This window comes from Caldibacillus sp. 210928-DFI.2.18 (genome assembly GCF_020554505.1).
In the GTDB taxonomy this organism is placed as follows: domain Bacteria; phylum Bacillota; class Bacilli; order Bacillales; family Caldibacillaceae; genus Caldifermentibacillus; species Caldifermentibacillus hisashii.
This window is the reverse complement of sequence record NZ_JAJCHL010000023.1, coordinates 1-20,663: the sequence shown is the minus strand read 5'-3', so window position 1 is coordinate 20,663 and position 20,663 is coordinate 1. Positions and strand designations below refer to the sequence as shown.

Annotated in this window: 17 protein-coding genes; 11 read left to right on the top strand and 6 right to left on the bottom strand. The window is 37.4% G+C overall.

Annotated elements, in window-relative coordinates; all coding sequences use genetic code 11:
• The first annotated feature begins 172 nt into the window (after nucleotides 1-172).
• The 3 genes from LIZ98_RS07065 to LIZ98_RS07055 all read left to right on the top strand — a co-directional run bounded on the left by LIZ98_RS07065 (nucleotide 173) and on the right by LIZ98_RS07055 (nucleotide 3,998).
• On the top strand, nucleotides 173-1,189 hold the full coding sequence (locus tag LIZ98_RS07065) for a TAXI family TRAP transporter solute-binding subunit (RefSeq protein WP_227139273.1): 1,017 nt from the start codon (nucleotides 173-175) through the stop codon (nucleotides 1,187-1,189).
• A 276-nt stretch (nucleotides 1,190-1,465) separates the two neighbouring features.
• Nucleotides 1,466-1,999: a DUF1850 domain-containing protein gene (locus LIZ98_RS07060; protein ID WP_041845431.1), complete on the top strand. Its 534-nt coding sequence runs from the start codon at nucleotides 1,466-1,468 to the stop codon at nucleotides 1,997-1,999.
• Between the two features lie 46 nt (nucleotides 2,000-2,045).
• Nucleotides 2,046-3,998 (top strand): TRAP transporter permease, encoded by a 1,953-nt coding sequence (locus LIZ98_RS07055; RefSeq protein WP_227139284.1) that lies wholly within the window; start codon nucleotides 2,046-2,048, stop codon nucleotides 3,996-3,998.
• A gap of 100 nt (nucleotides 3,999-4,098) precedes the next feature.
• On the opposite strand, the gene LIZ98_RS07050 is transcribed toward LIZ98_RS07055, so the two are convergent.
• From LIZ98_RS07050 to mgtE, 3 genes are all read right to left on the bottom strand, one after another.
• Entirely contained in the window at nucleotides 4,099-5,277 is a 1,179-nt protein-coding gene (locus LIZ98_RS07050) for an FtsW/RodA/SpoVE family cell cycle protein (RefSeq protein WP_227139274.1), read from the bottom strand.
• 581 nt (nucleotides 5,278-5,858) lie between these two features.
• Nucleotides 5,859-7,223, bottom strand: coding sequence for a hemolysin family protein (locus tag LIZ98_RS07045; RefSeq protein WP_034767816.1), 1,365 nt, complete (start codon nucleotides 7,221-7,223; stop codon nucleotides 5,859-5,861).
• A 607-nt stretch (nucleotides 7,224-7,830) separates the two neighbouring features.
• A complete protein-coding gene (gene mgtE, locus LIZ98_RS07040) occupies nucleotides 7,831-9,192 on the bottom strand; it encodes a magnesium transporter (protein WP_227139275.1) in 1,362 nt (453 codons plus the stop codon).
• 515 nt (nucleotides 9,193-9,707) lie between these two features.
• Between mgtE and LIZ98_RS07035 the strand changes: the two genes are divergently transcribed.
• The 7 genes from LIZ98_RS07035 (at nucleotide 9,708) to LIZ98_RS07005 (ending at nucleotide 18,346) form a co-directional block, all read left to right on the top strand.
• On the top strand, nucleotides 9,708-10,496 hold the full coding sequence (locus LIZ98_RS07035) for a hypothetical protein (RefSeq protein ID WP_227139276.1): 789 nt from the start codon (nucleotides 9,708-9,710) through the stop codon (nucleotides 10,494-10,496).
• Nucleotides 10,497-10,733: 237 nt separating this feature from the next.
• Nucleotides 10,734-11,810, top strand: a complete 1,077-nt coding sequence (locus tag LIZ98_RS07030) for a D-alanine--D-alanine ligase (protein ID WP_227139277.1) — start codon at nucleotides 10,734-10,736, stop codon at nucleotides 11,808-11,810.
• A gap of 261 nt (nucleotides 11,811-12,071) precedes the next feature.
• Nucleotides 12,072-13,448, top strand: coding sequence for a UDP-N-acetylmuramoyl-tripeptide--D-alanyl-D-alanine ligase (locus tag LIZ98_RS07025; RefSeq protein ID WP_227139278.1), 1,377 nt, complete (start codon nucleotides 12,072-12,074; stop codon nucleotides 13,446-13,448).
• 303 nt (nucleotides 13,449-13,751) lie between these two features.
• Nucleotides 13,752-14,474 (top strand): alpha/beta hydrolase, encoded by a 723-nt coding sequence (locus LIZ98_RS07020; RefSeq protein ID WP_108897479.1) that lies wholly within the window; start codon nucleotides 13,752-13,754, stop codon nucleotides 14,472-14,474.
• 105 nt (nucleotides 14,475-14,579) lie between these two features.
• A complete protein-coding gene (cshA, locus tag LIZ98_RS07015; RefSeq protein ID WP_227139279.1) occupies nucleotides 14,580-16,001 on the top strand; it encodes a degradosome RNA helicase CshA in 1,422 nt (473 codons plus the stop codon).
• 388 nt (nucleotides 16,002-16,389) lie between these two features.
• The gene (locus LIZ98_RS07010) at nucleotides 16,390-16,869 is read left to right on the top strand and encodes a PH domain-containing protein (RefSeq protein WP_041845424.1); all 480 of its coding nucleotides are present in this window, start codon (nucleotides 16,390-16,392) and stop codon (nucleotides 16,867-16,869) included.
• Nucleotides 16,862-18,346 carry a PH domain-containing protein gene (locus LIZ98_RS07005; protein WP_227139280.1) on the top strand — a complete coding sequence of 495 codons (1,485 nt, stop codon included), beginning with the start codon at nucleotides 16,862-16,864 and terminating at the stop codon, nucleotides 18,344-18,346. The genes LIZ98_RS07010 and LIZ98_RS07005 overlap by 8 nt, the downstream gene beginning before the upstream one ends.
• Before the next feature lie 264 nt (nucleotides 18,347-18,610).
• On the opposite strand, the gene LIZ98_RS07000 is transcribed toward LIZ98_RS07005, so the two are convergent.
• Nucleotides 18,611-19,192 (bottom strand): rhomboid family intramembrane serine protease, encoded by a 582-nt coding sequence (locus LIZ98_RS07000; RefSeq protein WP_227092244.1) that lies wholly within the window; start codon nucleotides 19,190-19,192, stop codon nucleotides 18,611-18,613.
• Between the two features lie 86 nt (nucleotides 19,193-19,278).
• On the opposite strand from LIZ98_RS07000, the gene acpS reads away from it, so the two are divergent.
• Nucleotides 19,279-19,635 carry a holo-ACP synthase gene (gene acpS / locus LIZ98_RS06995; protein ID WP_041845422.1) on the top strand — a complete coding sequence of 119 codons (357 nt, stop codon included), beginning with the start codon at nucleotides 19,279-19,281 and terminating at the stop codon, nucleotides 19,633-19,635.
• 379 nt (nucleotides 19,636-20,014) lie between these two features.
• On the opposite strand, the gene LIZ98_RS06990 is transcribed toward acpS, so the two are convergent.
• Complete coding sequence (locus LIZ98_RS06990) at nucleotides 20,015-20,281, bottom strand: hypothetical protein (protein ID WP_227139282.1); 267 nt, start codon at nucleotides 20,279-20,281, stop codon at nucleotides 20,015-20,017.
• Nucleotides 20,275-20,663: hypothetical protein (locus LIZ98_RS06985; protein ID WP_227203003.1), on the bottom strand; the 389-nt coding region annotated here is incomplete at its 5' end. The genes LIZ98_RS06985 and LIZ98_RS06990, both read right to left, overlap by 7 nt.

Sequence of the window (20,663 nt, the reverse complement as noted above, 5' to 3'; positions counted from 1 at the left end):
CCTAGTTATATTAATATTAATAATAAAGCGGTATTAAATAATGTGAATTTGGCACAATTAATTATGAATGAGCGTTCATTCTTATTTCAGAAAAATATTGCGCCAAAGTCAGATTATTCTATTCAGGAAACGCTTTGTTATTGTTTATCAAATTTTAAAAGGGGGAAACGGGATGAAAAAGAAGTTTTTTGCATTGCTTTCAGTAGTTTTTGCTCTTTCACTTTTCCTTGTTGCATGTGGTGGTGGAAGTGAATCAAGTGGTGGAAACAGTGGCGGTTCTAATGAAGGGGAGAAATCAAAAACTGAAGAAAAGCCAAAATTCTTAAGCATGTTAACCGGTGGAACAAGTGGTACATATTATCCATTGGGTGGAGAAATTGCAAAAATCATTACAGACAAAACCGGAATTCAAACGGATGCTGTTTCCTCAAATGCATCAGCGGATAACGTAATTGCATTAAGTGAAGGGAATGCAGAAATTGCCTTTGTTCAAACCGATGTGATGGCAGCTGCCGTAGAAGGAATAAATGCTTTTGAAAAAACTGGGAAAGTAACAAATGTGCTTGCACTTGGTTCGTTATATCCGGAAACGATCCAAATTGTAACGCTTGCAAAGTCGAATATTAATTCGGTTGAAGATTTGAAAGGAAAAAAGGTTTCTGTCGGAGCACCGGGTTCAGGAACATACATTAATGCACAACAAATTTTGGAAGTCCATGGCATGACAATGGATGATATTGATGCTCAAAACCTTGATTTTGCCGAGTCTACCGGTGGACTTCAAGACGGTAATATTGATGCAGCATTTATCACTGCAGGCACACCGACCGGAGCCGTTGAAGGGTTATCTGCTACAAATCCGGTGAAAATTGTTCCGATTGCCCAAGATAAAGTAGATGCGCTAGTTAAAAAATATCCTTATTATGCGGAAGACACCATTGCTTCAGGAACATACGGGCTGAAAGAAGATGTAAACACCGTCGCAGTCTTGGCCATGCTTGCGGTTGTTGATAGTTTGCCGGAAGATACGGTATATGAAATTACGAAAGCGATTTATGAAAATACAGGCAGCATTACGCATGCAAAAGGGAAATACATTAAGTTGGAAAATGCATTAAAAGGAATCGGCATTGATTTGCATCCGGGTGCAGAAAAATATTTTAAAGAAGCCGGAGTTTCAACAGAATAGAAGGTTCATAAAGGAATTTGGGACCAATCTTACCGGAAGTGTTGCTTTTCAATAGAATAGAAGTTTTATAAGGAAATTTAGGATCAACACATCATTCCGGCAGTCTTGTTTTTCAATAGAATAGAAGGTTTATAAAGAAATTTGGGTTCAAAACCTCAATCCGGCAGTCTTGTGTCTCAATAGAATAGAAGTTTCATACGGGCTGGCTGTGAAAGCACACTTGCATACGCGGCCGGCCTCTTATTGATTAGTAGTCTATTATTAGGATGAACTTACATGAAACGTAAGAAATATATGAACACCTTAATTATAATTATCGTTTTCCTCGTTATCATGCTAACGGTTTTATTTATTCCATTTCGAAAATCGCTCGTCTTTTATGAACGGAACACCGGTCAAATCGCTGCCTATCTCCCCGTTAAGGAGGGAGATACTTTTCAAATTATTTTTACCCATTCAATTCATTTAACCGATGTTATTGAGAAATATCGGATTTTGCCGGATGATACGATGGAGGAATACGAATTTGTTTTTGAAGAATTTGGTATTGGAATGCCTTCCAATGCGGAAACGGGACAAACTTTCGAATATAAGGATGGGAAATATCATATAAAAGATGTAGGTAATGTCTTTCCGTCGATGATGATCCGAAATGGAAAAACCGTTTCGAAACATCGCCTAGTCTGGGGTGAAAATGAAGAACATATCGTCAAATTTAACGATTATCTGAAACCTGGGGAAATATATAAGGTTCAAGTAGATCATCTATCATTATGGCAATCTGTGAAAGGAGTTGAAATCCGTGACTGAGCATAATGAAAAAGTTCAATTATCCGAAGAAGAGCAAAAGGCATTAATGGAAAAATATGATGCTGAATCACGAACACGAAAACTGTCCGGAATGATGTCAAAAGTTATTATTGGCTTGTTAGTTGCCTTTTCTTTATTTCAAATTTATACGGGTGCATTCGGGGAATTAACAGCATATATTCAACGAACAGTCCATCTAGGTTTTGCGTTGGTTTTAATCTTTTTATTGTTTCCCGCAAGAAAGACTGCATTACGCCAAAAAATAGCTTGGTACGACTATATTCTTGCAGTTCTGGCCATTATCGTCTGTGGCTATTGGCCTGTTTTTTATGATTCATTGGTGCAAAAAATCGGTAGTATTGATACAGCACAAATGATTATTGGCGGTCTGGCTATTATATTGGTTTTGGAAGCGGCAAGAAGAGTGGTCGGTCTTCCTTTGGTTGTCATTGCAATAGCTTTCCTTCTTTATGCTTTATATGGACCAAGTATGCCGGGAATGTTGGCACATAGAGGGTTAAGTCTTGAGCAATTAATAAATTCCATGTTTTATACAACAGAGGGAATCCTTGGTACGCCACTTCAAGTATCATCGACTTTCATTTTCTTATTTATCTTGTTCGGGGCTTTCCTTGGACAGACAGGGGTAGGAAACTATTTCAATGACTTGGCCATTTCAATTGCAGGAAGACGTATTGGTGGTCCTGCAAAAGTGGCGGTTTTTACAAGTGCATTGGAAGGGACGATTTCAGGCAGTTCTGTTGCCAATGTGGTACAATCGGGCTCCTATACCATCCCTTTAATGAAACGATTAGGCTATCATCGGAATTTTGCCGGTGCGGTAGAAGCTGCAGCATCAACGGGTGGTCAAATTATGCCGCCGGTTATGGGCGCGGCTGCCTTTTTAATGGTTGAATTTGCCGGTGTACCCTATATTGAAATTGTCAAAGCTGCAGTTATTCCAGCTATCTTATATTTTACCGGAATTTGGATTATGGTTCATTTTGAAGCGAAAAAACAAGGATTACGCGGTTTGCCAAAAGAAGAAATTCCAGCTAAAAAGGAAGTATTTAAGAAAATCTATCTGTTAACGCCAATACTTGCCATTATCATTTTCATGGACATCGGTACGAGTATTTCCCGCGCAGCTCTATTAGGTATTTTGTTTACGATTATTGTCAGCTTGTTTAGAAAAGATACGCGGATTACATTATCGAAATTTTTTGTAGCTCTCATTGAAGGGGCTCGTTCTGCACTTGGGGTCGCAGCTGCAACCGCCTGTGCCGGGATTATTGTCGGAGTTGTCACAAAAACAGGGCTCGGTTTGAAACTTGGAAACGAAATTGTCGGACTCGCCCAGACAATTACAAATAACCCGAATGCTTTATTATTATTGACTTTATTTTTTACGATGATCACATCCATCATCATCGGCATGGGATCACCGACAACAGCGAATTATATTATTACGTCAACAATTGCATTACCGGCCATTTTGGCGTTGAATAATCAGTTGGAAGTGGCTGTGCCGGTCTTGGCTGCCCATATGTTTGTTTTTTATTTTGGGATTGTTGCCGATATTACACCACCTGTTGCTTTGGCTGCTTTTGCGGCAACAGGAATTTCGGGCGGGGAACCAATCCGAACGGGAATTAATGCTTCGAAACTTGCCATCGCTGCTTTTATCATACCGTATATGTTTGTATTGGAACCTGAGTTATTGATGATTAATACGCCCTTCTTAGGTGTGCTATGGATTATTTTTACTGCCATCACTGGGATGGTTGGTATCGGTGCCGGGTTAATTGGTTATTGGTATAAAAAACTAAACTGGATTGAAAGAATTGCTTCTGTTGTTATTGGATTGTTATTGATTTATCCTGAAGGCTATTCTGATTTGATTGGCTTAGCCGGCTTTATTGCCATGGTTGTTTATCAATTTGCGTTGAAAAAAGGGACAGAAATAGGGGAGAAAGAGGCGAAAGAAGCGAATTTGTGAGAAATAAATGTACAGTAGAAAAACTCCGGACCTGAATCTTGACGTCCGGAGTTATCTATATTTATTTATCTTACCCTTAACTGCGAGTCAAGACCCCCGTTTATTCATCTGTATCTGCTTCAAACATATAATTTTTATGATAAAACCGGATGCTGAAAACTAACCCCATGGCGAGCATATTGCCCATCAATGAACTTCCCCCGTAACTTAGGAAAGGAAGTGGGATTCCGGTAATTGGCAATACTTGGATAGTCATCCCGATATTTTGAAATACATGGAATGCAGTCATACTAATGATACCTGCACAAATATAAGAATTAAATTGAGAGTTCGTTTCTAATGAAATTTTTATTAAATGATAGATAAGCAGGAAAAATAAACTGATAACGACACTGGCACCGATAAAGCCGTATTCTTCAGCAATTAGACTAAAGATAAAGTCTGTATGGCGCTCCATGACGTATACTTCTTTCCCCATAAAGCCTTTCCCGAAAATCTCACCGGACCCAATTGCTTGCAGGGAACTAATTAAGTGTAAACCATCACCGGATGCATAACTATATGGGTCTAACCAGGCATAAATCCTTCCATACTGATAAGGGTCAATATGATCTTTTAGAAAATCCGGAAAATATATCATAACACCAATAATACCTACCCCAAGAAGAGCAACTAGAGAGAAAGAGGGTAATATTATTTTCCATGAAATTCCAGATACTAAAATCATTCCGGCTGTAATGGCCATGATGACTAATGCAGTTCCTAAGTCCGGCTGTTCCATAATTAACACCAATGGAACCAAAGCAGTGAGGCCAATTTTAACTAACAACCAAAAATCTGATTGTAATGTTTTTACCGGATATTTTTGATTATGATCGGATGTAAGCCGACTAATCGCCAAGATTAAAAATACTTTCATAAATTCGGACGGCTGAATGCTCCCGAATGGAAGGGTGAACCAGCTATAGGCTCCATTTCGTTCCTCTGCAATACCCAAATGGAGTTTGGCTGCAATCCATAATACAATAAGTAAAAATATCCCAAAACCATAAAATATCCATGATAATTTTTTATATTGATCCGGATCAAAAAACAAGGCCCCCCCAATAATGATAGCCCCAACGATGTACCATTTTAATTGATCAAGTACAAAGTTTGTTGAATATTGCCCTGAAGTCTGAGCACTGTATATAGATATTAAACTAACAATAAAAAACAGAAATAATATAAAAGCTAAAGTCCAATCAAAACGATCTGGAACTTTTTTTTCATTTTCCATTATATTCACCTTTTCACTTTTAAAAAATCGAATAAAATAATATTATATCACGTTTAACACCCAAAAAGTCCGTTTTTCGGAATCTTACGGATAAAATTTTCGGATTTTTGTTGTAAAAAAATGGTTCAAGAAAATTGGACAGGGAATTTTTCGTCCAAATGTTGTTTGGATGTTAGTTTATTTTTTACATAACCATATTATAATCGATTTAGTGAAAGTAGCAAAAACAAAAATTTGGCAGAATGTTAATTTTGGGGATGCACATCTATTCAGTTATTTTTTCTTCAAGTTTTATAGATATGAAATAGTGACATATCGTGCCCCGAAACCTCCTGAATCAATCAGGTGAAAAACTCCAAAATAAAAGGAACTACCATAATAGGTGCAGTTCCATGTAAAATACCAAATACGAACGTTGAACCGGGAGAAAGCGGCCTGAACGGAAAGCATGAAATCACGCATGGCTTTCCTCCCTAGTTCTCTCATAAAGGTACGACTGAAATTTTCCGTTTTACACTTACAATCATCAAATATTTCATGTGAACGGTTTTGATAAAAGTTGTCCTTTCCCATGGACATGATTAAACCACTTCTGTATTCGCAGTCGCCATGTTCGTCGGATGAACTGGATTTTCATAGTTACTCTCTGTGACAACTTTTCTTGCTTCGATATATTTAATATGGTGATCTTCTATCTCAATTACTTTAAATTGGTAATCTTTATAGATGAGGATGTCACCTTGTTTTGCCTCAAAATTTTCCGTTAAAAACCATCCACCAATCGTATCAACATCTTCATCATTAATGTCAAGTGATAATAATGCATTTATTTCACTGACTAATACTTTACCGTCAAAGATATAGTGGTTTTCAGACAATTGTCGAATTAATGGGATTTCATCTAAATCGAACTCATCCCGGATTTCACCTACGATCTCTTCCACAATATCTTCCACCGTGACAAGACCGCTTGTTCCACCATACTCATCAAAAAGAATAGCCATATGAATTTGTTCTTTTTGCATTTTGACAAGAAGATTATGAACAGGGATTGTATCAATCACCCTGATGATAGGTCGAATAAAGGATCTGACGGTATACTTTGAAAGATCTTTGCCGGAAATATAAGTTGTTAGCAGTTCTTTCATATTAATAAATCCGACAATATGATCTTTATCTCCGTCAATCACCGGATAACGGGTAAATTTTTCTACACGAGCAAGGTCTAATAGAGACTCAATGGAATCATTTATGTCAATACTTACAATTTCTGTTCGCGGAACCATGATTTCTTTTGCAATCCGATTATCAAATTCAAATATCTTATTTACATACTTGTATTCTGACAGGTTTATTTCACCGTTTCGATAGCTTTCACTTAAGATGATCCGAAGTTCTTCTTCCGTATGAGCACTACCATTTTCCGCCATAGGTTTTAAACCGAAAGCTTTCGTAATTAAGCGTGCGGAACCGTTCAGTACCCAGATGAGCGGATACATAATTTTGTAAAATAAAATCAGCGGTCTGGAAACCAGTAATGTAATTTCTTCAGCTTTTTGAATAGCAACCGTTTTTGGTGCCAACTCGCCAACAACAACATGTAAGAACGTCATTATTAAAAATGCGATGGTAATTGTCAACAAATGGGAAATCGACTCAGGAATACTGAAGTTCGTAAAAAGTTTGGTAAAAATCGACTCAAAAGTAGATTCTCCTAACCAACCGATTCCAAGTGCGGTAACGGTAATCCCAAGTTGACAGGCAGATAAATATTCATCCAGGTTGGTAATGATTTTTTTTGCAGCAATTGCACTTTTTCTTCCTTTTTCGATATGTTCTTCAATTTTCGACGTTCGCACCTTAACAATGGCAAACTCAGAAACTACGAAAAATGCCGTTAACGCAATTAGAACGGCGATATAAATCAGACCAACTATGTCGTCCAACAAAATCCCCGCCCCTTAAAACAGGGTCGGGAGTTCACCTCCTAAAAGAATTCATAATTTTTCCAACGCAAAGTGCATATGGAAAGCCTCGAAAGTTACATTTCTCGCCGAAAAATGAGTATAATATTTTTTCGGTGAACTACACTTTACGCAACGTCAGGTTCTTACGCCTGAGTTTTCTTAACTATTTTTATTAGACAGGCAGTGTAAGGTCATTCATCATTCTTTACGAAGGTACATTCCTCCTTTTAATTAATAGTTTACAACACATTGGGGTTTTTGTTAATGGAGCTTTGGAGACTTCTATAAAAAAATAAGTATGAAATGTTGGCTGAATTTTCCATTCCCCTAACAGAAAAATGACTTGTATTCACTTAAGCCTTGTTTGAAACTTATAAACAGTTAAAAAAGCAAAAAATTTTCTTTATTATATCTATTATAGATATATATATTTCTGGAGTCAATATTTATTGTGAGGTTTTATTTATAAATTTGTAATATTTAGATAACTATTTACATAAAAATTTACTCCCACCTAAAGCTCCAAATCAAAGGGGAAGATAGGTGGGAGATGGGGTGTATTCTTTATCCTTCTAAAAACACATAGTCATAATAATTTGTCTAAAAAAATGGAAGCTATGGAAAAATACGTTGTCAGTGAAAAAATGTCATTTAATGTTGTAATAAGTGGACCGGAAGCAATCGCCGGATCAATTTTCAGCCGATAGAGAATAAGGGGAATTACTGTTCCGGCCAATGTGCCAATAATCAAGGTTAAAAACAGGGATACACCGACGACAAGCCCAATATAAATGTTTCCTTGCCAAAAATAAGCAATAAAAGAAATAAGAATCCCACAAATGACGCCGATAATGAAGCCAACGATAAATTCCCGTAAAATCAGATGAAAAATCGCCTTTTTATTTAAATCTTGTCCGGCTAAACCACGAACAACGACGGCCAAAGATTGTGTGCCGGTATTCCCGGTCATCCCTGAAATCATCGGCATAAAGAATGCCAATGCAACAACAAGATCCAATGTTTCTTGAAAATAACTGATAATACTACCGGAAAACAATCCGATAATGAGTAATAAAACGAGCCAAGGCAATCTCCGCCAGGCAGCGATGGTTGCTTTTGTATCGAAATCGATGGCTTTCCCTGAAGCGGATAATTTTTCTATATCTTCATTTGCTTCACGGATAATGACGTCTAACATATCATCAAACGTGATGATCCCAAGCAGTACATTATCTTCGTTAACAACGGGAAGAGCGAGAAAGTCATATCTTTCCAAAATTCGTGCTGCTTCTTCCTGGTCGGTATAGTCAGATACCGAAATAACCCGTTCAAACATAATGTCTTCAATTTTATCATTCAAATCGGCAAGAAGGAGATCGCGGTATGAAACTACTCCGACCAGTCTCCGGTTTTCATCGATAACATATAAGTAGTTAATGGTTTCGGCATACTCGGCAAAGTTCTTTAATTTTTCAACAGCCTCCCTGACTGTAAAAGTATTACGGATCCAAACAAATCGGTTCGTCATAAGTCGGCCGGCTGTTTCCTCCGGGTATTTCATAATGTTTTGAACAATTGCCGACTCTTCAAGTTTCATTTCTGCCAAGAGCGATTCGCTTTTCTCGATCGGTAAGTCATGAAGCAAAGAGGCAAGGTCATCGTTATCCATTAAGTTTAAAACCTCGCCCTTTTTATCGATTGTTAATTTATTAAGAATTTCCAATTGTAAATCGGAATCTTCCACTTCTTGGATTACGTCTGCCAGTAGATGGTTGTCCAAGTGGAATAAAAACCGAGTTTTCAATTTATGCGGTAACTCTTTATATAAATTTGCAATATCATAAGGTTGCAATTCATCAATGATGAGCATGAGTTCATTCCGTTTGTTTTCTCGCAATAATTTTACAACGGTTACTAATAGTTGCTCATTTGTCATTAAATGGTTCATGAAAGCTCCCCTCCTTTATTTGCTAATAGGAAAGTAAAAATTTTCCAATTTCTACTTTCCTAACTCATAAGTTCACAAGAAAAGCTACGTGGGAATACATCGCAGCCGAAAAAATTTTATATTTTTTCGGTGAACTACGGCTCTGCTCTCGCCGAAAGGCTCGGACGCTCGAGTTTTCTTTATAGTCAATGGTAAGGCGGAATCATGAGCGTCCATTTTTCCAATATATTTTCTAAAACTATTTTCACATATATATGAAGGCAAAACAAGTTATGTGAAATAATCAAAACACCTTATTAGTATATACAAAAATTTTTTCACAGGGGAAAAAGGAAAATGGAAAAAATATGATAAAATTTGTATGTAAGAAACTTATTTATGTAGAAAACGTAAAATTGAAACCAATCTGGATATATAATCGTAATAAATTTGAAAAGCATTATTAATATCATTCATTATATAATGAGTGGAATATCCATTTTATATAATGACCGACTTTTAGGGAGATGAACAAGGTGGCCAGAAATGATGATTTCAAAGATTTAATTTATATATTAGTAAATACACGAGATCATTATGTCATTTCAAACGGGATTACTTTTCCCGGATTTATTCAATCATTGAAAAAGCCATTAGCAAACTTATTGTTGTTAAAACACAAATATGATGACACGGAATTCCATTTAGATACCCAACTGGATTATATATTAAAGGATCAAGTGGAACAACTAATCCGAAAAGGAGTTCATAAATTTGCTGAATTTTGCTGGGTGGATTTTGATGATGTATTTAGTCTAGATACTATTGAAGGGGAAGAATTGGCGGAATTACTATATTTAGGCCATATGAAAAAACACCTGTCACTCCCATTTTTCCAAAAATTAAACAATCGCTTTGCCTATTTGACGGAAGATGATGGCTGGCTAAATAAAACGTATTATCGCTATTGGACCGACTTTTATGATTGCCTCGGCGGGATTCTGGCCAGCAGGTTAAGTGAAGCGAAATATGATAAATCAATCATTGGTTTTCGTAAAAAAAAGGTATATCCACCAATCGAACGAAATGTGTTACACCAACTGAATTCTGTATTGACGGAAGGTCTAGTCTTTTCGTTTCAACATTTTAGCCAAGAACGCGGTCAAATTGAAATCCCGTTTTGGGTTGTCGGTGATTATTATGATATGGATGAAATGATGGAAAAATATCTAGCTGTGTCAACCGCTGTTGTGCCACATGGAAGTATTGTATTTGACCGAAAACAAAAGGAATGGCAAGTAAACTTAAATAAAAATGGAAATTGAAAGGTTCGATAAATGAGCACCCAAAAGGTTTTTTCACATTAGCTTGACACATTATTTTCTAATTTGAGTGTGTGTTTTTTCGAAAAACAGACTTTTTTGGGTGTTATTCATTCTTCTAAATCATATGATACAAAAAGAATGAACTGCTGAAAAAATACCTTTATTGTTCGTTTATTAGTGGTAAAATATATGGGAAATTAGTTACATGTTGTTATTATTTTGTTTGGAGGCTTATTCATGAAAAAGAAAATCTTCTTATTGTACGGCGGTAAATCAGCCGAGCACGAAGTATCCATACGGACGGCTTTTGCTGTTACCCAAGCATTAAATTTTGAAAAGTATGAGGTTACCCCGATTTATATAACAGAGGCTGGCCAATGGGTGAAACGTGAAGCTTTAGAAAATCCGGTCAAACAAATTGGCGAATTGAGATTGGATAGACAAAAATCGACAACTACCAGTCCGGCTCTTTTTATAGGAGACTCGATAGAAAAAATGGATGAACCGGGAATTATTTTTCCACTATTACACGGACCTAACGGAGAAGACGGAACAGTTCAAGGCTTGCTGGAAGTTTTAAATCTTCCTTATGTTGGGAATGGTGTTTTGGCTTCAGCAGCCGGAATGGATAAAGTCATTATGAAAAACTTGTTTCGTGATGCCGGATTGAATCAAGTTGATTATGTATCCGTTCTTCGTCACGAATGGGAAAATGATGCCGCTGCTTCATATGAAAAGGTTGAAAAAGCTCTTGACTATCCTTGTTTTGTTAAACCGGCCAATTTAGGATCAAGTGTTGGAATCAGCAAGTGTAAAAACCGGGAAGAATTAGCCAAGGCTTTCCAAGAAGCCTTTCAATTTGATCGGAAAATTATCATTGAGCAAGGTGTGGAAGCCCGCGAGATTGAAATCGGTGTATTAGGAAATGATCAACCGATTTGCTCTGTGGCTGGTGAAATTGTTCCAAAAACAGAATTTTATGATTATCGAGCGAAATATGAAGATGATGATACGGCTTTGGTTATCCCGGCAGATGTGTCCGAGGAAATCTATGAAACGATAAAAGAAATGGCCATAGCAGCTTTCAAAGCTTTAGATTGTTCAGGCCTTGTCCGTGCAGACTTTTTTGTTACAAAAGAAGGAAAAGTTTTGATTAATGAAATTAACACGATGCCGGGATTCACTCCGGTCAGCATGTTCCCGTTACTTTGGAAACATTCAGGATTGGACTATCCGGAATTGATTGACCGACTAATCGAACTTGGTTTCGAACGTTATGAAGAGAAACAAAAAATCCGGTACACATTAGACTAAGCAAGTTTTAATGACTTTATTTCAAGGTGTGTTGTTTTCCTTGGAATAAAGTCTTTTAGTGATTTGTCCAAATGTACATTTTTTCGGGGTAGGCTTACTGAGATACTGTCGTTTATAACAAGGGCAAAATTTAACTATTATTTTATTTTTGAAGCAAAATGGGCAGGAAATCGAGGCAAATTGTCAGCCAAACAATTCTAGAAACAACACATGCAGCCCCAAAATTAATTGCAAACGAAATTCACCATTGGAGGTGCTAGGATGATTGAAAAAACAGTCCAACAGTTAGCAAACATGATTCAAGTCCACAATGATATTTCTTCCTTTCAAGATCAAACAGTACAAGGTGTTTCAATCAACTCAAAATCAATCCAACAAGGAAATTTGTTTATCCCGCTAAAAGGGGAAAAACATGATGGGCATGAATTTGTTGAACAAGCAATGAGGCAAGGCGCCGGTGCATCTTTATGGCAGAAAGACGTCCCAAATCCTCCAACCAATCTCCCTATTCTCATCGTTGACGACACGTTAGAAGCTTTGCAACAACTTGCAAGAGTTTACCGGGATGAATTATCTTTAAAAGTTGTCGCGGTAACCGGGAGTAATGGGAAAACAACTACGAAGGATATTCTTGCGGAAGTATTATCGGTAAAATATAAAGTTCAAAAGACGTCTGGAAACTTTAATAACCATATTGGTCTTCCACTTACCATCCTTGGATTACAAAAAGATACAGAAGTTGCCGTATTAGAGATGGGCATGAGTAACTTTGGTGAAATTGATTTTTTGACTAAAATGGCAAAACCGGATGCAGCCATCATTACAAATATCGGGGATGCTCACTTACAGGAACTGGGCTCACGAGAAGGAATCGCAAAAGCAAAATTAGAAATTGTAAACGGCCTGAAATCCGGTGGTTTATTCGTCTACCCGGGTGATGAACCGCTCATTGTCTCCCAACTCATGCATATGGATAAACCATGGAAAATCCAGACATTCGGCAAATCGGCAAAAAATGATTACTATCCGACTAAAATGGAAATGAGCGCAGCCGGTTCTCTCTTTACAATTAATCAATCTAACATCACGTTTAACCTCCCGATTTTAGGGGAGTATAATGTTTTAAATTCCATGGCAGCAATGATTGTCGCCCGGGAATGGGGAGTATCATTTTCTTCCATCAATGAAGGTTTTTCAAAAATCAAGCTCACCCAGATGAGATTAGAGATGATACCTGGCATAAACGGTTGCCAAATTTTAAATGACGCTTATAACGCCAGTCCGACATCGATGAAAGCCGTTATTGACTTAGTAGCGGACCTCCCGGGGTTTGATAAAAAAATCGTCGTTCTTGGTGATATGTTAGAACTGGGGCCGCAAGAACAAGAATTTCATAAAGAAGTAGGTCGCCATATTCGCCCGGAAAAGATCAATTACGTTTACACATATGGGGAATTAGGAAAACATATTGCAGTCGGCGCAAAGGAAAAATTTGACACAAACAGGTGTTTTTCCTTTACCGATAAAACAGCATTAATTGAACATTTGAAACCTAAGTTAGACAGTCAAACAATCGTTTTGGTAAAAGCTTCAAGAGGGATGAGACTGGAAGAGGTTGTCGAAGGGATTAAGTTGTAAAGCACAATAGTTGGTCTCTGTTGTAATTGAAATCCCTAATTCTGACAGGATAACTCCGGCCCCAGCTTTTTGGCCATTGTTAATTGAAAAATTCTGTATGAGCTTTTTCCAGATCTCGGCAATAATATTTATTTTTTGGTAATCCCTAAACAGTGGTCAAACCGTTACGAAGGTCGTCCCTTGAAAAATGCATGAAACCCGCACTTTAGGGAAATTTAAAGAACAACCTCCCTAATTCTTTCAACTCGCTTGTAAAAAAATGGCATCTTACTGGGAGGAGTTTTCCTTAAAGGGTGGTGTGCCATGAATGGATTGTTATGTATTCACGGTTTTACCGGTTCACCAAGAGAAATTGAACCACTCGTCTCATTTTTAAATAATCAAACGAATTGGTTGATACGTACCCCGGTTTTACCCGGTCATGGAGATGAACTGAAACTTAAAGGGATCCGCTATAGTGACTGGATTCGTCATGCTGAAGAAGAACTCGTTAAATTGATGGAACAATGTGATACAATATATATATGTGGTTTCTCCATGGGCGGTCTCATAGGGAGTTGGTTAGCTACTCAATATCCTGTGAAAAAAATGGTTTTATTAAGTGCAGCGGCTTATTATATGAATCCAAGAAATTTTTTATTAGAAATGCAAAATATGATTTCAGAGTGCCTGACAAATTCATTCCGTCACAGTACAATTTTTCAAAAATATAAAAGAAAGTTTACTTCCACACCTTTAAAAGCGTATTTGGAATTTCGTAAACTTGTCAACACCATCCGGCCAATTTTTTCAAAAGTAAATGTACCGACATTGATTGTCCAAGGAAAAATGGATCCAATTGTACCTTTGAAAAGTGCATATTTTCTGTATGAGTCAATAAATACACCGGAAAAAAAGCTGCTCTTACTTGAAGAGGCTAATCACCATATTTGCTATTGCCAAGAACAGCAGCGAGTGTTTCAGGAAATTTTCACCTTCTTGAATGAAGAGGATACTTGTAAAAAAATTGCAATGACAGCTAATTAATGGTAATATAAATGAACCAAAATGGAGAAAATCATAGTGTAAAGTACATTACTCTCAAAAAGGTGTGAGAGTATTTTTTCTGTAAATTAAAGGAGTATGAAAGCATTGGGAAAATTTGAAAATTTAAATTTAAGTTCTACTACATTAAAGTCACTGAAGCGAATTGGTTTTGAGGAAACGACGCCGATTCAGGAACAAACAATTCCGTTAAGCATGCAAGGAAAAGATATCATTGGACAAGCGCAAACAGGTACGGGGAAAACGGCCGCCTTTGGAATCCCTTTGATTGAAAAAATCAATACCAGAAATAAAAATATCCAAAGTTTAGTCATTGCCCCAACCCGAGAATTGGCTATTCAAGTTTCAGAAGAATTGTTTAAACTTGGTTATGAAAAGCATGTCCAAGTATTGTCAGTTTTCGGTGGTCAAGATATTTCAAGACAAATTCGTGCCTTAAAGAAGAAACCGGCTATTATTGTCGGTACACCCGGAAGACTGCTGGATCATATTCACCGGAAAACCATTAAGCTTCAAGATATTCATACGGTTGTCCTCGATGAAGCTGATGAAATGTTGAATATGGGATTTATTGAAGATATTGAGAAAATTTTAGAAAGTGTTCCTGAAGAAAGGCAAACATTATTATTTTCGGCAACTATGCCTGAGCGAATTCGTCAGATTGCTATTAAGTTTATGAAAGATCCGGAAACAGTTCGGATTAAAGCAAAAGAAATGACGGTTCCACAAATTGATCAATTTTTTGTTAAAGTGGAGGAAAAAGACAAATTTGACGCGTTAACTCGGTTGCTTGATTACCAATCACCGGATTTGGCGATCGTTTTTGGCAGGACAAAAAGGCGCGTCGATGAAGTGGCAGAGGCCCTTTCCATCAGAGGTTATACGGCTGAAGGCATTCACGGCGACTTATCGCAAGCAAAACGCCTTTCTGTTCTTCGTAAATTTAAAGAAGGATCGATCGATGTTTTGGTTGCCACCGATGTTGCTGCACGCGGGTTGGATATTTCAGGTGTTACTCATGTATATAATTTTGATATACCTCAAGATCCAGAAAGCTATGTTCACCGAATCGGACGGACTGGTCGTGCCGGAAAGACTGGGATGGCAATCACTTTTGTAGCACCGCGTGAAATGGGATATTTACGGACAGTGGAAGAAACCACGAAAAGACGGATGAAACGGATGCAGGTCCCGTCCATTGCAGAAGCGATTGAAGGTCAACAACGTTTAACCATTGATAAGATTCATAATACGATCGATGAGAATGACCTTTCCCTTTACCGGAAAGCAGCTGAAGAATTATTGACGCAGCATGACGCACTTACGATTGTATCGGCCGCTCTCAAATTATTAACAAAAGAACCTGCTACAACGCCGGTGAAAATTTCCTACGAAGCTCCGTTACCGGTAAAACGAGACAAAAATAATTTTTCTAAAAAAGTTGGCAGAGGCTCAAGAGAAATGCCGAGAAGACAACGGTCACATAATCGCAGCTATAAAAAAAGCTAGTATCCGGTAATTCCCGAAACCTTGAATATTATATTCTTTAAATAGCGTCAGATCGGCTCTGGACGCTATTTTCATTTTATGATTAGCACACAAAAAGGTTTTTGCGAAAAATTTTCTCATTAGGTATTATGTACGATACAAATTGAACTTGGGCGAAATTTTTATAAAATTTTTGCGTGTTAATCATTTAATGGATGAAATGAGAACACTTGTGACTTCTGTCATGAGATGAATCGGCTTCGAAGAGTACGGCAAAAATGTTGCGGATTAACATATGTTCAAGGATTTGTGACTGAATTTTTCAACATATACAATTATAGTAAAATAGTAGTAACTTTTTACCGATATTAACGTATAAAGGTAGGAAAACTTTTAAGGAGGATAAAACATGTTAGGGGAACCGGCAAAACATATTTCTGAACGGGCATTAACTGTTTGGAAAATCCGCGGAATCATTACCTCTGGTTTATCGTTATTAATTTATGTGACTATTAGTGTTGTTATTTTTATTTTCCATTGGCCGAAGTGGATTATTATACCATTAGTTTTATTATGGATTGTTGAAACATATTTCATCATCTTTTTCAATCCAAAAATTCGCTGGAAAATCTGGCGTTATGAAGTAAGAGAACAAGAAATTGAAATTCAGCACGGTTTATGGATTGTTACGAAAACATTAGTTCCGATGATTCGTGTTCAACATGTCGATACGACTCAAGGCCCATTATTAAAAAAGTACCATTTAGCTTCCGTCAAAATATCGACCGCAGCAACTGTTCATGAAATTCCTGCCTTAGAAGATGTGGAAGCGGAAGAATTAAGGCATGTCATTTCCAACTTAGCAAGGGTGGCGGATGAAGATGTTTGAGAAGAAACGAATGCACCCGATTTCGGTTATATTATTCATTATTAAAAATATAAAAGATGCAGTTCTCCCCATCATTTTCATGTTTATTTTGGGTGGAAGCGGTGAGGACGCTTCAACACTCGATTTATTATTTCGTTTCGGGATTCCGTCGGTGATCATTTTTTTTACAATCATTAGTGGAATTATTAATTGGTTCCGTTTCACTTACTGGATTGAAGATGAAGAGTTAAGAATAGAACACGGTTTGTTTGTTAGGAAAAAGCGATATATTCCTTTTGAGCGGATTCAAAGTATTTCGGTGACAGAAGGTTTATTGCAGCAGATCTTTGGTTTGGCAAAAATTACGGTTGAAACAGCAGGAGGCGCCCTGGATGAATCGGAAGCCCAATTAATTGCCATCAAAAAAGAGGAAGCGGAAAATATCCAGTCATACATAAAAAAATCAAAGAAAAAACAAAGTATACCAACGGAAGCTTCCGGTGAACAGATGGCGACAATAGCTGTAGATACTTCTATTTCTGATGAGGAACCTGTAGACATTATTTATCAAGCGAGTATGAAAAATATTTTTTTATTGGCAATAACAAGCGGTGGTGCTATTGGTGTAATTACTGCGGTCATTGCATTTTTCTCACAATTTGATGAATTGATACCTTATGAAAAATTTTACACAGAGGCACAACTATTTATTGCAAGCAGTATTTCACTCTTTATTATTCTGTCATTATTCATTATCGTGTTTGCCTATTTGATTGCCATTGTACAAACCATGTTGAAGTATTACGATTACAAGGTAGAAAAAACCGAGAAAAATTTAATCATTTCCCACGGATTGTTGGAAAAGCGAAAAATAACCGTTCCCATTCACCGGATTCAAGGTATGGAAATTATTGAAAATCCTTTGCGACGTCTTTTCGGATATGTAACTTTCCAAGTAATAAATGAGGGCGGGACGGATATGGAGGAACCGGGGAAAGTGATCATTTGTCCGTTAATAAAAAAACAGGAAATTACTGCCATTGTAAAAAGCTGTTTGCCGGATTATCAAGTAGACGTTGAATTAGGAACCTTACCGGACCGTGCGAAAATTCGATATATGTTGCGACCGGCTTATGTTATTTCTATCCCTGTTATTATCGGAGGATATTTTTTACGTCCGTTTGGATGGTTGTTATTGGTGCTCATTCCGTTATCCATGATCTTCGGCTATCAAAGTTACCGGGGAGCCGGATGGAATATGAGCGGGCATCAGTTGACACTTCGCAGCAGATGGATTCAAACAAGGACGTTTTATACGTTTAAAAACCGAATCCAATCATTAGAGATTTCCAAAAACTGGTTTCAACGGCGAAAGAGTCTAGGAACCATCTATTCACACGTCATGTCAGGTAGCGGTCGTGTGGCTGATTTAGACGAGTCTGTTGCCAAAGCAATCTATCAATGGTATTCCCGTACAGAAAAATATGAAGTGGAATAAGATAAGTGCAGGGCGACTTGGCAACAAAACTTTTATTTTCTTTTACTTTGAAGAAAAGGGCTCATTAAGCAAATTGGGCCCTTTTTACATATTATAGTGCATAAAAAGTACCCTCGAATATCTACCTCAGCTACCTATACTACTTTCTAACATGAAGATAAACTCTATACCCGCAATATGAAACAAGCTGCAAAGGTAATGGAATCCGCACTGAAGATGTACAATTTTGTTCACGAGCTATTTTCTATACGGATGTTTAAGAAATTAAATCGTTTTTCTTATAATAAGAAAACCACAAAGACATCCCCACAAAAACCCGCCGAGATGTGCATATATATTTGTATTTTTTTCCATAAATGTAAATAAGAGTGCCAGAATAATTATCACCAGTAAACTGTTTTTCAATTGATAAGGTAATTTATTCAAATAGATTAACACAGCAAAAACACCTAATAATCCGAAAACTGCCCCGCTTGCCCCGACATGAATAAAAGTAAGGGGTGCGAAAATATATGTAAATACATTGGCAAAAATTCCTGAACTCAAGTACACCAACAGAAAAGTTGATTTTTTTGTCCGTTCTTCAAGAAGTGAACCGATAATAACTAAGGAAATGCAATTGAACAACAAATGGTTAAAGTTACTGTGGATAAAAATCGGTGTAACCAGCCTCCACCATTCACCATTTGCAATTAGGATATTAACACCAATCATTTTCTCTGCTATCCAGCGGTTCGGAAAAATTGGCAAAGTAATGAATAGGAAAAATAAAATGTTTATACCAACTAATATAAAGATGACCGGATGTGTTCGAATAAAATTTTTCAATCCCCTACTTTGATACATGTTTGCACCTCACCATACCATTTGCTTTTTTACCTATACTTGTACATTATGTATATGAAAGAATGTGAAAAATAGAAGGTGGTCAAGTGATAAAAGGGATAGGAATTGATATTGTAGAAATTACCCGAATAAAAAAAGTTTATGAACATAATGAGCGGATTAAAGAGCGGGTTTTGACAAATAAAGAACTACAAATCTTTGAACAATTATCTCCAAAACGAAAAATCGAATTTTTAGCAGGGCGTTTTGCCGCAAAAGAAGCCTTTTCAAAAGCATACGGTACGGGAATTGGAAAGGATTTATCTTTTCATGACATTGAGATTGAGACAGATGTCAGGGGCAAACCTTATCTCGTTAATCCGATTGATTTGCGTGTCCATTTGTCAATTAGTCATAGCGACAACTATGCAATAGCTCAAGTGATCATTGAGGAAGAAGATTAAATTTTATTGCTTATTCGTTAATAGTTACAAGCTTCCGGCAACAAAGTGAATTCGAGTAGAATTTTCGGAATCAAGTAAAAGCCTATTAAGAGGTCCAAGCTGACACCTGACACCTGACACAATTCCGGTTGAGTTAGATTTAAAAGTGAAAGTGCCGGGTACACTTTGAGAGGGACAATTCCCGATGAATTATATTCAATATGAAACGTGTCGGGTTCCCTTTGATATCCATTTTAAGGCAAAAAACATCCTTTTTGGCACGGGCCTCAATCTCGTCACCATTTTTCGGTGAGATATGGTCTTTTTTGGCGACGAGACTCAATCTCGTCACCGTTTTTCGGTGGGAAAAGCATGTTTTTGGCGACGAAACTCATTCTCGTCACCATTTTTCGGTGAGATATGACCATTTTTGGCGACGAGATCTGTTCTCGTCACCATTTTGAGGTGAGAAATGCTTGTTTTTGGCGACGAGACTTGTTTTCGTCACCATTTTTCGGTGAGAAACGCTTGTTTTTGACGATGAGCCTTGTTTTCGTCGCCACTTTTGGTTGAGAAACGCTTGTTTTTGACGACGAGACTCGTTTTCGTCACCATTTTTCGGTGAGAAACGCTCTTTTTTGACGACGAGATCTGTTCTCGTCACCATTTTTGAGTGAGAAACGCTTGTTTTTGGCGACGAAACTCATTCTCGTCACCATTTTGAGGTGAGAAATGCTTGTTTTTGGCGACGAGCCTCGTTTTCGTCACCACTTTTGGTTGAGAAAAGCTTGTTTTTGACGACGAGCCTCGTTTTCGTCGCCACTTTTGGTTGAGAAAAGCCTCTTTTTGACGACGAGATCTGTTTTCGTCACCATTTTTCGGTGAGAAACGCTCTTTTTTGGCGACGAGCCTCGTTTTCGTCGCCACTTTTGGTTGAGAAACGCTTGTTTTTGACGACGAGACTCGTTTTCGTCGCCACTTTTGGTTGAGAAAAGCTTGTTTTTGACGACGAGACTCGTTTTCGTCGCCACTTTTGGTTGAGAAAAGCT